Genomic DNA, 14,214 nt, shown 5'->3' on the forward strand with positions numbered 1-14,214 from the left:
ACTATGATGGGTAATAGTAACACTCCCTTAACAAAGAACCAGAAGGACGCCTCTATGAAACTTCGCTTCCTTGGCGGCACAGGAACAGTTACTGGCTCACGCTACCTGCTCTCGGACGAGAAGCACCGGGTACTGGTAGACTGCGGCATGTACCAGGGCGTGAAAACCCTGCGCCGGCGTAACTGGGCGAAGTTTCCGGTGGATCCTTCCACCATCGATGCGGTGGTGCTTACCCACGCTCATATTGACCATTCCGGCTATCTGCCAGCCCTCGTAAAAAACGGCTTCAAAGGCAAGGTATACTGCACCAAGGCCACCCATGAACTGTGCAAGGTACTTCTGCCGGATGCCGGCTTCCTGCAGGAGGAAGATGCGAAATACGCCTTCCGCAAAAAATTCTCCAAACACGAAAAACCGGAGCCGCTGTTTACCGAGAAAGATGCGTGGGAAGCCCTCAAACATTTTGAGTCCCTGCACTACCATGAGACGTTCGAACCGGCAAAAGGGTTCCAGGTAACCTTTACCCCGGCAGGGCATATTCTGGGGTCATCCTGTGTGCACGTTCATCACCAGGGCGCGGACAGAACGGTTGTGTTCAGCGGGGACGTGGGGCGACAAAACGACATCATCATGCGGCCGCCGGAGCCGCTGCAGAAAGCCGACGTGCTGGTGTGCGAATCCACGTACGGGGATCGCGCCCATGGTGAAACAGATCCGGAAGCGGAGCTGGCCGAAATCATCACGAAAACCGCCGGGCGCGGCGGCATTGTGCTTTTACCGGCGTTCGCCGTTGGCCGGGCGCAGATGCTGCTTTATGTGATACACAAGATTATGGGAGACGGGAAAATCCCCAAGCTGCCCGTGTTCCTGAACAGCCCAATGGCCATTAAGGCTACAGAGATCTTCTGCAAGCACCACAAGGAGCACAAGCTCAATGCGGCCCAATGTGAACTGATTGATGAGAAAACCCAGTTTGTTCGTAAGGTGGAAGAATCGATCGAACTGGACGCGGTGCGCTACCCCTGCGTGATTATATCTGCCAGCGGGATGGCCAGTGGTGGGCGGGTGCTGCACCACCTGAAAACACTGCTACCGAATCCTCGAAACAGCATAGTTTTTGCGGGCTTCCAGGCACCGGGTACTCGTGGGGACGCGTTGGTGAATGGTGCGGAATCGGTGAAGATTCATGGTGAGTATTGGCCGGTAAAGGCCGAGATTCATAACCTGGATTCTCTCTCTGCACACGGGGATTACAACGAGATTCTAGCCTGGCTGGAACAGGGTTCTATTGAGCCGGAGAAAGTGTACGTCACTCACGGGGAGATGGTCGCGAGTGACATCATGCGCAAGAGGATTCGGGATAAGTTTGGTTGGGATGTTGAGGTACCTGAGTTGTTTGAGGAGGTTGAGATTTAAATAACCGTGCAACCTGACGGGCTGTACCGGTCACTCCAGTCGGCTGCACCACTTGTATCAACCACGCAATTCCACGTTCCGCCAACTGAACGCTCGAGTCTCAACACCACCCCGGTGAGATTTCCGTGGGCGTTGCCACCCATGGTCACTTGGAGGTGACCAGAACCGTCAGCATTTAACACTGCGACATCAGTTGCAGGGGTACCGGTAGTCAAGGGTGAAGGGGAATAACCGATATCCGCATTAACCAGCGCACCGTTCTGGGCGAGTCGCTCTTCTACGGCAGACTTATAGGCAGATAGCTCCCCAAGTGCCCGATTTATTTGGGATTGCATTACATACCCTTGATAGGTAGGTATGGCAATACTTGCAATAATGCCAATAATGGCGACGACTATCATAAGCTCGATCAGGGTAAAGCCGCTGTTTTTTCCAGGCATGGTATATATTCCAAACTAATAGAACCTACCTGTTCAAAGCAAAACCCAGACCAATGTTATCAGCTGCCAGGGCGCGGGAAGTAACCATGCAACCAAAAACGTGGCAGTAGTGGCGCATTCGAACTCTCAGCATAGATGATTAGATCTTCCTCCATCGCCTGGTGGTAACGCCATATTTCCTGAAGCCAGCCAACCCCCAAGACCAGGACAAGAAATGCAATGACCAGATGCGAGCGCACTCGGCTCGATGCCACTCCATTGCTACCAACCTCCGGGACCGGAGCATCAGGTCTGGACTCGCTGACCAAGGCCCAAAAGATACCGAGCACAAGAAAGGCGACAGCCATTGAAGCAGGAACAAGAAAAACCGCGGACACACCCGCATGTGAAAGTCCCGCTAAACAGGATGCCGTAAAGGCGACGATTAACATGGCATGCTGCTGCGATCCCGATTCAGCAATTTCACGAAGTGAGACAAGACGCTTGAACGCCACAGCCATAAGAACAGCCACTAACGCGACTAGGGCCCAGCCATACTCTGCCGCCCAAAAAAGGTACATGTTGTGAGGGTGCCCCAGAGTCTTCGCAGACATGTATTCAATGCTCAGTGAGGAGTGCGTAAGCCAGGATTGAGAACCCATCCCCCAAGGGAAGTTCTGCAGGCTCATTTGCCACGCTTCTATCCATAGTGGCAAACGACCGGATGTCCCGGCATGCAAACTGCGAATTACGGTTTTTTCGAAAACCAGTTCTGGAATTGCCCATGAAAGCACACACCAGAGGACCGCTCCCAAAAGCGCAAATTTCAATGACAGTGCCAGCCAGGGCAATACAGCCCTACCGAAAAGAACCAGAACCATAAGAACTGCGATAAACAGGCTAATCATCGAACCCCTCGAGGAAGTGAGCAACACCACCCACCACCAGACTCCGGCCGTCAGGAAAACGGCAGCCCGCCATAGCTTTTGGTTTCGGAGCGGGCCACACAATAAAGCCAATGGAAAAAGCGGAATAAACCAGGTGGCCAGGTGGCTCCAGTAGCGCATATTTACGAAGCCCCAGGGAATCACGTCCACAAGTTTGGAAAAGTCGTCCGTGATGGCAAACCCATACATCGTCAGACTCATGGCTGCATAGAAAAAACAACCAACTACGATAAGGAAAACGAACGCTTGTGCAGCCTCTTCCGTACATTGCTGGGCGCGAATTCCCCAACCCAGCACTGGAAACGCCAGAAAGAAAAACCCGAACAGTCCTGGTTCGACCCAGCGGTAATCGCTCGCTGATGCGGGAAGCGCGAGCACGAGAAAACCAGCGGTAACCAGAAAGGCAGGCCAGCCGTTCAAATACAGATTAATCTGGCCATCTCTGGCGGGAACCAGGAGGACAAAGAAAGTGACGAGAACCAACAGAGCGGCCTGAAAAAAGCGCTGATCCGCGTAGCTGCCAAGCCATACCGGCAGGAAATCAGAGAATAACGAAACGAAAATTACACAAATAAAGACAGGTATGAGGAGGCCAACATGAAAAAGGCGCGAACATCCAGACTCAGCGAAAACTCCAATTGCATCGCGCTTTTCTTTGATCACATCGAGCCCTCAATTAGACAGGAAAGTTCCCTCGGCACAATAACAAAAACCCCGCCGAGCAGCGGGGTTTTCGACTATTCCTGACCCGCGGCCCAATCAGGCCACGATCGATGGAATATTAGCTGTGCTCACAGCTTGCCGGAGCGTAAGAATCCTTCCAGCCCGCAGTAGGATCACCACCTGTCATGCTGCAGCTGTATGCACCAGCCAGACTGCGGCTGACGGTAATTGTTACGCCACGAACAGCACTAGACGCGTCCTGGCCGAGCTGGACAGACCACGCCATGTCCGCTTGGTCGCCTCTATCGATCTGAAGACCGTTAACGCCATAGCCCGGGTCAGTCAAATTAGAGCCAGTCCAGCCAATGTTGATCTGACGCGGATTCACGCCAAGGTTGTCAGCAGTAGCAACAGTACCGCCATTGTTGAAAATGCTTTCAGCGTTGGATTTCAGCGCGTTAACTTCACCAACCACACGAGAAACCTGTGTACGGGCGGTGTAATCCTGATACTGCGGAATAGCAACAGCGGCCAGGATACCGATGATCGCAACTACGATCATCAGTTCGATCAGTGTAAAACCCTTCTGGGCGTGATTGATTTGGATGTTCTTCATTAGTCGACCTCTGTATTTGACGATTATCAACTCTCAATGGCCCGGGCCCGGTGGAGCCGTGCCCCGCGACCGGTCTTTGAGCCTGAACGATGTAAAGCAGTTGGCGTGCCAGTTTTGAAACTCACTGCTTTAAGGCTTTATTTTCAGCCCCCTACGCTCTCCAGTGTCGCCGAACATGACCCAATCAAATCGGATTCACAGCGACAGGATACGTCACCAGGTGACGATTTTTGTCAGTTCCACGGAGCTTTCAATTCATTCATTCCGGATAATCGTCACTTAATGAATACAGAAAGCGCCTTTCCAAACCAACACCAGACATCTAAACTCAGTGACATTGACAAAACACCCGATTCAGCAACTTAGGCAGCATTCTTTAGTCAAAATATGTCTACCAATAAAACCAACGTGACTCTAACCGGGCTGGCGAGGCGCTTCGTCGATGATGGGCTTCTTGATGAATCCACCGCTAAGGACGCATTCCTCCAGGCTTCGCAAAATCGCATTCCACTGATTACTTACCTGACCCAGAACAACCTGGCGGATAGCTCGAAGCTTGCTTTTTCCGCTGCCATGGAGTTCGGGGTTTCAGTACTGGATCTCTCGGCATTCATGCCGGAAATGATGCCGGACAAGGTGGTAGATGAGAAACTGATCCGCAAACACAACGCGCTTCCCCTCTATAAACGCGGGAATCGTTTGTTTATTGCGGTTTCGGACCCGACCAATATCCAGGCACTTGATGAGATCAAGTTCAATACCGGCCTGAGCACAGATGGCATTCTGGTAGATGACGCAAAACTGCGAGAAGCAATCGACAAGTATCTGGAATCCCATGATACGACGATGGGAGATCTTGACGATGCCGACCTCGAGGGCGTCGAGACGGAGGGGGGCGAACAGGAAGATGACGACGGCGCTGTATCTGCCAGTGATGTCGATGACGCGCCGATCGTCAAATACGTCAATAAGATGCTGCTCGACGCCATTCGCGGTGGCGCGTCAGACATCCACTTTGAGCCGTACGAAAAGACCTACCGCGTTCGCTACCGTACGGATGGCATTCTCAAGGAAGTCTCCCGCCCCTCTATCAAGCTGGCACCGAAAATCTCCGCCCGCGTAAAGATCATGGCTCAACTTGATATTTCAGAGAGACGGGTGCCTCAGGACGGTCGTATCAAGATGAAGCTGTCCAAAACCAAGGCGATCGATTTCCGGGTAAACACGCTCCCTACTCTCTGGGGCGAGAAGATCGTGCTTCGGATTCTGGACCCGAGTCAGGCAAAACTGGGCATCGACGTGCTCGGGTACGAGGAAGACCAGAAGAAGCTGTATATGGACTCCCTTGCTCAACCCCAGGGCATGATTCTGGTAACGGGCCCAACTGGTTCTGGTAAGACCGTTTCCCTGTACACCGGCCTGAACATCCTGAACACCCCCGGAATCAATATTTCCACCGCGGAAGACCCGGCGGAAATCAATTTGGAGGGCATCAACCAGGTAAATGTGAACACCAGGGTCGGGCTCGGTTTCGCGGAGGCCCTGAGAGCCTTCCTGCGTCAAGACCCCGACGTGATCATGGTGGGTGAGATTCGGGATCTTGAAACGGCCAACATTGCGATCAAGGCTGCGCAGACCGGCCACCTGGTTCTTTCAACCCTGCATACCAACAGTGCGGCTGAAACGCTCACCCGGATGATGAATATGGGCGTGCCCTCGTTCAACATCGCTACCTCAGTAAGCCTGATTATTGCCCAGCGTCTTGGCCGGCGACTCTGCAATTCCTGTAAGCAAGCCTTCGACGTTCCCAAGGACGTACTTTTGGAGGAGGGGTTCACACAGGAACAAATTGATACAGGCTTCACGTTGTACCGCCCCAAGGGCTGTGATAAATGCAATGGAGGCTATAAAGGCCGCGTTGGTATTTACGAGGTGGTCAAGATTACCGACGAGCTGGCGAACATGATTATGGAAGAAGCCAGCTCCATCAAAATTGCAAAGCAGGCTCAGGCTGACGGCTTCCGCAACTTGCGACAGTCCGCACTCATGAAAGTGATCGAGGGCGTGACAAGCCTTGAGGAAGCCAATCGCGTGACGAAGGATTAAGCATGGCAGAGAAAGCACAGAAGCTGGAATCGTATATTTGGGAAGGGAAGGACCGTAAGGGTAATAAATCCAAAGGTGAACTCACCGGTTCTAACCTTGCGCTGGTGAAAGCGCAGCTTCGCAAACAAGGTATTATTCCGGACAAGGTGAAGAAGAAGCCCAAGCCATTGTTCGGTGGCAGCAAGAAGATAACACCCTTTGACGTTGCCATGTTGACGCGCCAGCTTGCGACAATGATGAAGGCAGGCGTACCACTTGTGCAGAGCTTCGACATCGTTGCCGATGGCCTCGAAAACAAGGGGCTTCAGGAACTGGTTATGGGTATTCGCAACGACATTGCCTCCGGCACCAGCTTTGCCGGGGCTCTTCGTAAGTATCCAAGGCACTTTGACGATCTGTACTGCAACCTTGTGGATTCAGGCGAGAAGGCCGGTGCCCTCGAACAGATGCTAGACCGAATCGCCACCTACCTTGAAAAAACAGAGTTGCTCAAGAAGAAAGTCAAAAAGGCAATGACCTACCCGATTGCCGTAGTAGTTGTGGCAATCATTGTTACAGCCATTCTGCTCGTGAAGGTTGTTCCCCAATTCGAAAGTCTATTCGGTGGCTTTGGTGCTGAGCTGCCAGTATTCACCCAGATGGTTATACGGCTCTCTGAATGGATGCAGTCCTGGTGGTTTGTCGTTTTGTTAGGAATTACTGGGACCATTTTTCTCTTCAAGGAAGCAATCCGGAGATCCCAAACCTTTTCCGATTTTGTCGATAAATACACTTTGAAGCTACCTGTTGTGGGCGAAATTCTCGACAAGTCCGCTGTGGCGAAGTTTGGGCGAGTCCTCTCGACAACCTTTGCAGCGGGCGTTCCCCTTGTTGACGCACTCGACTCGGTATCCGGGGCAACTGGCAACGCTGTCTATCGAGATGCTATTCAACAGATCAAAACTGATGTATCCAGCGGCACGCAGTTGCAGGCCGCCATGCGTCAGCAAGATATCTTCCCAGTTATGGCTGTACAGTTAACCGCAATTGGCGAGGAATCGGGTAATCTTGACGAAATGCTCTCGAAAGTAGCAGAGCACTACGAGGGAGTTGTGGATGACATGGTCGACAACCTTACAGCACTCATGGAACCCATGATTATGGTTGTTCTTGGTGTTCTTGTTGGTGGTCTGATCGTTGCGATGTATCTGCCGATCTTCCAGATGGGGCAGGTTGTTGGTTAATCTCCTCTCTCCCACCTCCTCTCCCGCAAGGGGAGGAGGCTTTACTGCCGATAACTGAGCAATTTGATGTTAAGTCTCGAAACCTTTCTTGCCACTCCGTGGCTCCTTTTTCTCACCGTTACCTTCGTGTCCCTCTGCATCGGCAGTTTCCTGAATGTTTTGATTCTGCGACTGCCAAAAATGATGCATCAGGACTGGCGCTGCCAGTGCGAGGAATTCCTTGAGCTGCCTGAAACACAGCGAAAAGATGAAGAGCGGATTACCCTGTCCAAACCGGCCTCCACCTGCCCTTCCTGCGGCCATGGCATTCGCGCCTGGGAGAACATCCCTGTAGTCAGCTGGCTGGTTCTTCGGGGCAAATGCGCATCCTGCAAGGCGCCTATCTCGCCACGCTATCCAATCATTGAGGCGCTAACGGCAATTTTCTCGGTGGTGACCATTGCAGTCATCGGGCCGAACGAATCCGCCCTCTGGGCCTTGTTGCTGGTGTGGGCTCTGGTGGCCCTGACCGTTATCGATTTCGACACCCAGCTCCTACCAGACAGCATTACGCTGCCCCTGATGTGGCTGGGCCTCGTGTTGAATTTTTTTGGCGTGCTGACGGACTTCAACAGTGCCTTTTGGGGTGCGGTGGCAGGTTATCTCTCCTTGTGGTCTGTTTACTGGCTCTTCAAGCTGGTAACCGGCAAGGAGGGCATGGGCCACGGAGACTTCAAACTGCTTGCCGCACTCGGCGCCTGGCTAGGGTGGCAGTTGTTGCCAGCGGTGATTCTGCTTTCCTCGGTTGTAGGTGCCGTTGTGGGTATCAGCCTGATGGTGTTCAAGAAGCATGGGCGGGAAGTTCCGATTCCGTTTGGGCCATACCTCGCGACAGCGGGGTTGATTTGTCTGTGGTTTGGCAGTGAGATTCAGGCATTCTGGTACGGATTCCTGGGAGTCTGATTCATGAAGATTGTTGGCCTCACCGGCGGAATTGGTTCCGGAAAATCCACTGTGGCTCGCTTGTTTGGTGAGCACGGCGTGCACTGGGTGGACGCCGATGATGTTGCCCGCGAGGTGGTTGAGCCGGGAACGCCTGCACTGGAACGGATTTCAGAGCATTTTGGGAAAAAGATCCTCACTTCTGAGGGTGCGTTGGATCGGGCGCAGCTTCGTGGGATTGTCTTTGAGAAGCCGGAAGAGCGTGTTTGGCTGGAGTCGCTGCTGCATCCAATCATCCGCGAGGAATTGATTCGGCAGTTGAACCCGGAGAACTACCAGCTTCCCTACGTGCTTTTGGTTTCCCCTCTTCTTCTCGAGACCGACCAGCACGAACTGGTTGACCGCATCATCGTGATCGACGTGCCTGAAGAAACCCAGATTGAGCGTACCATGGCCCGGGACACCAATTCCCGGGAGCAGGTTGAGCGGATCATTGCGGCTCAGATGTCGCGCGAAGATCGGCTGGCGCGGGCGGATGAGGTGATTGATAATGACCGCCCTCTGGATGAAGTAACGCGTCAGGTGCGGGAGCTGCATGAAAGGTTGCTGGTGGACTTTGGCTGACTGGTTTTCCCGCTATCGTATGGCAGCCCTTGCGGCTGTTCTTTCTCTGACGGTCTCTTCTCCAAGCTACAGCATTGAGCCGGTGTTTGAGGTTCGGGAGCGTTCAGTGGCTGAGATTCTCTCGCCGGGTCAGCTTCCGATCGGATTCTATACGTTTGAGCCGGACGAATACTGGGCCGATCCCCGGGATTCCTACTGGCTCAAATTCAGCAACTGGGTGCTGCGGCAGGAGCGTCTTCACGGGCAAAAGATCCAGTCGGTGGGCCAGTGGGCAGACCGTACCTTATCGGGCAGCGCCCAGAGCCTTCCCAACAACGAGAGCTACCTGCGCATTGGCTTTGCAACGGAATCCGAATACGGCGATCCGGCACAATTTGAGCCTGAGGCTCGGTTCCGGCTGGATATTCCCACCACTCGTCGGAAACTGCGCCTGGTGATCGAGAGCGAGAGCGAAGACCTGATTCCTCTCGGGGAGCGCCAGCGGGACCGGCAGCTTACGGAGCCCGAGCGTTCCGATACGGAAGCCACAGGTGCACTGCGTTACCTGACCCAGATTGGTGACGCTATCAACTTTTCCAACGACGTGGGTGTGCGCCTGCGACTTCCTCCAGACGCGTTCTGGCGGGCAACGGCTGAGAAACGTTGGCGGCTGGACGACAAGTGGATTCTGAACGCTCAGCAACGGTTCTATTATTTTCATCAGGATGGCTGGGGCGAGCGAACCTGGATTGGCGTTGGGCGCCCGGTGGGCAATGACTGGTATTTTCGCTCGTCTTCAGAGCTGGAGTGGGTGCACAACGATAAGGAATTTGTTGCGGCTCAGATATTCAGCATGCGTAAGCGCATGAATAACCGCTTGATTGTAACGCCCCGGCTGGGCGTACTTGGGGAAAGCAAACCTTCCTGGCGCACCACATCAGCGTTCGGGGATCTCACGTTCCGCTACCGTCTACACAGCAACTGGCTCTATGCGGAGCTGATTCCAGCACTGGAATTCCCCCGGGAGGAGAGCTTTAAAGACCGTGCTTCTGTGGTGTTTCGGGTGGAAATGTTTTTCTCCGGTATCATTGAGGATGATCGTTTGTAATGCCTAGACACCCCTCGAAACCCGCGACCGAGGCCCTTACTCTCACGCCTATCGCCATTACGCGCTCCTGCTTTCAGGACAAGTTCGGGGTGCCTCGACAGCCCGGGCTGACCCGTCATGCCCGGGCCGAGCTGATTATCCAGCCACCGTTTGACCGGGAAGATGCCTTCCGTGGGCTGGAGACCGCCAGCCACCTTTGGCTGACCTTTCAGTTTCATGAGGCGGTGCGGGCAGACTGGCGGCCCGTGGTGCGCCCTCCCCGCCTGGGCGGCAATCGCAAGATGGGTGTGTTTGCCAGCCGGTCTCCGTTTCGCCCAAACAGCCTCGGCCTCTCGGTCGTTCGCAATGAGGGATTGGTGCGCAAAGATGGACAGCTCATTCTCCGCATCAGTGATCATGACCTCATCGAGGGCACACCGATACTGGATATCAAACCCTATCTGCCATTTGCCGATTCAGTTCCTGAAGCGACATTGGGCTGGGCAGACTCGCCACCCACGGAAAAACTCGACGTGGTTTTTCAGCCGGAAGCGGAGGCCCAGATTGGCAAGCTGTCACCCGAAGAGTATCCGGAACTGCGAGCGCTGATCGAGGATGTGGTGGCTTACGATCCACGCCCCTCCTTTCGCAGAGGACGGGAAGAAGAGCGCATTTACGGAGCGCATCTGTACGATTTGAACGTGCGATTCCGATTCGTGAATGATCATTCACGGAAACGTGTCGAAGTGCTGACGGTCTGTTAAACTGCTTTTGGTGATTTTGTAGTCGACACAGGGAATATGTGCCTTGCCTTCAAAGCGGTTCTTCAAACGATTGGGAATACGACCACTGGCGGCAAGGTTGCTCGCCTACGTATTGCTGTTCAGCCTTTTTCTGTCTCTGGTGGCAACGGGCGTTCAGCTGATCGGAGAATTCGAGCGGCGCAAGAACGATCTGCTGAATGACCAGACACGGGCCGCGGAGTTGGTTTCCGGGAGCATGAGCAACAACATCTGGCTGATGAATTTCAGCGAGGTGGCCAACAGCCTGGATGATATGAAAGCAGTGCCCGCTGTCCAGTACGGGCGGGTGGTGACCAGCACCGGCGAAACCTTCAGCACCGGCACTTACCCTGAGGGCCGGGTCATATCGCAGACCTTTCCACTGGTTTTCGACCGCTCCAACAACCGCAGTCCTGAAAACGTTGGCACACTCACCGTCACCTCCTCCATAGACCAGATCTACACAGACCTGCGTAACCGCGCGTTCCTGAACCTTTTGTTTCAATCCATTGTTGTCATGCTGGGCACCCTGGGCTTGCTGGTGATCGTTCGTTTAACGCTTACCCGGCACCTGGAATCCATGGCCGATTACGCCGCCCGGCTGAATCTCGACGCGCTGGTAGACCCGCTGGAGCTCAAGCGCAAACCCCGAAAAACGCCAGATGAACTCTCGGAGCTGGAGCAGGCGCTTAACAAGATGCGCCTGCAAATCCTAGAGGACACCCGCTCCTTGCGCCAAACCACGATCCAGTCCCAGGGTGAGCGGGACGAGGCGGTGCGGGCCAATCACGCCAAGAACCAGTTCCTCGCAAATGTCAGCCACGAACTGCGTATTCCTCTGCAATCAGTGCTGGGCTACGCCAACCTGCTCACCGATACGCCGCTGGATCAGGAACAGCGGGAATACGTGCTGACCCTGTTGAGCGCCTCGGAAAGCCTCTCGGCCATCATCAACGACCTGCTGGATATCTCCAGCATGGAAGCGGGCAAGCTGGTACTCGAAGACATTCCCTTTGACCTCAGGGAAACCCTCAATGACCTGGTGCACATGCTTGGCTCTCGCGCCCGGGAGAAAGGCCTCGCACTGGAACTTCGGATCGACGAAAACCTGCCCTGGGCGCTGAAGGGCGACCCGGTTCGCATTCGCCAGATATTGTTGAACCTGACCTCCAACGCCATCAAGTTTACCGATTCCGGCCATGTGCTGATCAGTATCGAGGTGTTGGGCCGCCGGGACGACAAGGCACGCCTGCGTATTGCCGTGGAAGACACCGGCGTGGGCATCAACCCGGAAGATGTTCCCCTGGTTTACGAGCCCTACGTGCAGCTTGGCCAACAGTTCCAGCGTCAACTGCCCGGTGCAGGCCTTGGCCTCACCATCTGCCGTCAACTGGTGGGCCTGATGGACGGGTCGATGGATCTCGAAAGCCGCCCCGGTGAGGGCTCGACCTTCTGGATGGAACTGACTCTGCCCGTGGCCCCGGAGAACGCCGCACGAGTTCGGCCGGATACCCGGATGGTGAAGAATCGCAGAATTCTGGTAGTGGATTCCTATGAGCTATCCCGCAAGATCACTCTGGAAATGCTGTCCCGGCACGAAGTGCACATCGAAGCGGTGAAATCCGCTGGAGAGGCGCTGACGTCCCTGCGCACGGCGTTCGATGGCCAGCAGCCCTTCGACGCGATTATCCTGGACGGCTTCGTGCCGGATATGGACAGCGACCTGCTGTGCCGGCAGATCCGCAGCAATCCCCTGTGGTCAGATATGCGCCTGCTGATTCTGTCATCCAACCCGCAAAGGGGCGATGCCGAACATTTCCGGCAGGCCGGCGCCGATGCCTTCCTGAGCAAATCGCTGCGGGAATCCTGCCTGACGCCGATTCTGAACCAGTTGTTTGCCGATGCCGCCAAACAGGAACGGCGCTTCCTGACCCGGTTTTCCCTGCAGGCGGTTACCGATACCGCCCGGCGCCGGGAGCTTCCCTGTGGCCGGATGAAGGTGTTGCTGGTGGAAGACAACCCCGTCAACCGTACCCTGACCCGCCGGCTGCTGGAGAAACTCGGTTGTGACGTGATGACCGCCAACGACGGCGAGGCCGCCGCCAGCCTGTGGCAGTGGCACCCCTTCGACCTGGTGTTCATGGACTGTGTGATGCCCCGCGTGGACGGTTTCGAAGCCACCCGACGCCTGCGGGAGTGGGAAAAAACCCACAACCGCGCGCCCATCCCCGTGGTCGCTCTGACCGCCAGTGCCATGGAAGAAGACGAGGAGCGCTGCCGCCGGTGCGGTATGGATTCTTTTGTTGCCAAGCCTGTCAATATTGAAATGCTGCGGGCAGTACTGGAACAATATTGTCAGGCGTCTGCTGCCTCCTGAAAGCTGTTTTCTAAAATCAGGGCACAGACATCCAGACACGTTTCCACTACCCGAAGGCAACCATGAACGTTGAATGCCCAACCTGTAAAAAGTCCGTGGAATGGACCGAGACCAACCCCTGGCGCCCTTTCTGTTCCGAGCGCTGCAAACTGATCGACCTGGGGGCCTGGGCCAACGAGGAATACCGGGTACCCGCAGAGAACGCATCACCGGAGGATCTGGACCAGGGCGGCGAGACCACCCGGCACTGATCTGCGAAAAATGAAAGTTAACGGGGACTTACCGGCATTTAAGTTGAGTGGCCCGGAACACCCCGTTAACATACCGGCAATTCTGCTAAAAACGTAACGAAGGTGCACAACTATGAAAGCGTCCCGGATTTCTCTGATGGTTCTCTCACTGGCTGCCGCGCCTGCCTTCGCAGGTGACGTGGATCTTAGCCTTACAAACGATTCCGTGAAGGGCCAGGTAAACTTCTTCGGTACCAACAACGATATCCAGCTTGGCACCGGTTACACCTACCACGAAGGTGGCCGCGATATTTTCAACGCCGATTTCCACGCCCAGGGCCGCACTGCGATCGGTAACCTGCCGACTACCGCCGGCATCGGCATGCGCGGCATATTCTGGGATCAGAGCCGTGCCGATGGTGGAGCTCTTGGTCTCGGCGGTTTCGCAACCGTCAACATCCCGAACGTGCCGGGCCTGTCGTTCACCGGTGGCCTGCACTACGCCCCCAGCATTCTCTCGTTTGGCGATTCCGATGATATGACCAGCCTTGAGCTGCGTGGTAGCTATCGGGTTATCCGCAACGCCGAGATTTTCGCCGGCTATCGCTATCTGAACACCGATATCGAGAACTCCTCACGAGACGTCAATCTCGATGAAGGCGTTATGGCGGGCATGAAGATTTTCTTCTGATTCCTGCCTTTTCTGAAACGGGCCCGGTGGGGCCCGTTTCGTGTTCCCTCCATAACCCTTTCGTGCTTTTCCTCACGCTTTCCCGAGAATCCCACTGTTAGACTGTTTGCCTGTATTCTCTGCACGGATAGCC

At 54.9% G+C, this 14,214-nt stretch carries 13 protein-coding genes; 10 read left to right on the forward strand and 3 right to left on the reverse strand.

Annotated elements, in window-relative coordinates; genetic code table 11:
- Positions 1–54 precede the first annotated feature (54 nt).
- Positions 55–1,416, forward strand: a complete 1,362-nt coding sequence (locus ACP86_RS02385) for an MBL fold metallo-hydrolase (RefSeq protein WP_053112648.1) — start codon at positions 55–57, stop codon at positions 1,414–1,416.
- Here ACP86_RS02385 and ACP86_RS02390 read toward each other — a convergent pair.
- The 3 genes from ACP86_RS02390 to ACP86_RS02400 form a co-directional block, all read right to left on the reverse strand.
- Positions 1,413–1,856 carry a pilin gene (locus ACP86_RS02390; protein ID WP_053112649.1) on the reverse strand — a complete coding sequence of 148 codons (444 nt, stop codon included), beginning with the start codon at positions 1,854–1,856 and terminating at the stop codon, positions 1,413–1,415. The genes ACP86_RS02385 and ACP86_RS02390 overlap by 4 nt on opposite strands.
- A 59-nt stretch (positions 1,857–1,915) precedes the next feature.
- The gene (locus ACP86_RS02395) at positions 1,916–3,445 is read right to left on the reverse strand and encodes an O-antigen ligase family protein (protein WP_053112650.1); all 1,530 of its coding nucleotides are present in this window, start codon (positions 3,443–3,445) and stop codon (positions 1,916–1,918) included.
- A 118-nt stretch (positions 3,446–3,563) separates the two neighbouring features.
- On the reverse strand, positions 3,564–4,061 hold the full coding sequence (locus tag ACP86_RS02400; protein ID WP_053112651.1) for a pilin: 498 nt from the start codon (positions 4,059–4,061) through the stop codon (positions 3,564–3,566).
- Positions 4,062–4,448: 387 nt separating this feature from the next.
- On the opposite strand from ACP86_RS02400, the gene pilB reads away from it, so the two are divergent.
- The 9 genes from pilB (at position 4,449) to ACP86_RS02445 (ending at position 14,081) form a co-directional block, all read left to right on the forward strand.
- Complete coding sequence (pilB, locus tag ACP86_RS02405; protein WP_053112652.1) at positions 4,449–6,167, forward strand: type IV-A pilus assembly ATPase PilB; 1,719 nt, start codon at positions 4,449–4,451, stop codon at positions 6,165–6,167.
- Positions 6,168–6,169: 2 nt separating this feature from the next.
- A complete protein-coding gene (locus ACP86_RS02410; RefSeq protein ID WP_053112653.1) occupies positions 6,170–7,390 on the forward strand; it encodes a type II secretion system F family protein in 1,221 nt (406 codons plus the stop codon).
- Positions 7,391–7,456: 66 nt separating this feature from the next.
- Positions 7,457–8,332: a prepilin peptidase gene (locus ACP86_RS02415; protein WP_053112654.1), complete on the forward strand. Its 876-nt coding sequence runs from the start codon at positions 7,457–7,459 to the stop codon at positions 8,330–8,332.
- A 3-nt stretch (positions 8,333–8,335) separates the two neighbouring features.
- On the forward strand, positions 8,336–8,935 hold the full coding sequence (gene coaE, locus ACP86_RS02420; protein ID WP_053112655.1) for a dephospho-CoA kinase: 600 nt from the start codon (positions 8,336–8,338) through the stop codon (positions 8,933–8,935).
- Positions 8,928–10,022 (forward strand): hypothetical protein, encoded by a 1,095-nt coding sequence (locus ACP86_RS02425; RefSeq protein WP_053112656.1) that lies wholly within the window; start codon positions 8,928–8,930, stop codon positions 10,020–10,022. Before coaE ends, ACP86_RS02425 begins: the two co-directional genes overlap by 8 nt.
- Positions 10,022–10,765, forward strand: coding sequence for a tRNA (N6-threonylcarbamoyladenosine(37)-N6)-methyltransferase TrmO (gene tsaA, locus ACP86_RS02430; RefSeq protein ID WP_053112657.1), 744 nt, complete (start codon positions 10,022–10,024; stop codon positions 10,763–10,765). Before ACP86_RS02425 ends, tsaA begins: the two co-directional genes overlap by 1 nt.
- Before the next feature lie 43 nt (positions 10,766–10,808).
- Entirely contained in the window at positions 10,809–13,160 is a 2,352-nt protein-coding gene (locus tag ACP86_RS02435; protein WP_053112658.1) for a response regulator, read from the forward strand.
- Positions 13,161–13,222: 62 nt separating this feature from the next.
- The gene (gene yacG / locus ACP86_RS02440; protein WP_008170214.1) at positions 13,223–13,411 is read left to right on the forward strand and encodes a DNA gyrase inhibitor YacG; all 189 of its coding nucleotides are present in this window, start codon (positions 13,223–13,225) and stop codon (positions 13,409–13,411) included.
- Positions 13,412–13,523: 112 nt separating this feature from the next.
- Complete coding sequence (locus ACP86_RS02445; protein ID WP_053112659.1) at positions 13,524–14,081, forward strand: YfaZ family outer membrane protein; 558 nt, start codon at positions 13,524–13,526, stop codon at positions 14,079–14,081.
- Positions 14,082–14,214: the final 133 nt, after the last annotated feature.

Origin of the sequence: Marinobacter sp. CP1, assembly GCF_001266795.1 — a bacterium.
Taxonomy (GTDB): domain Bacteria; phylum Pseudomonadota; class Gammaproteobacteria; order Pseudomonadales; family Oleiphilaceae; genus Marinobacter; species Marinobacter flavimaris.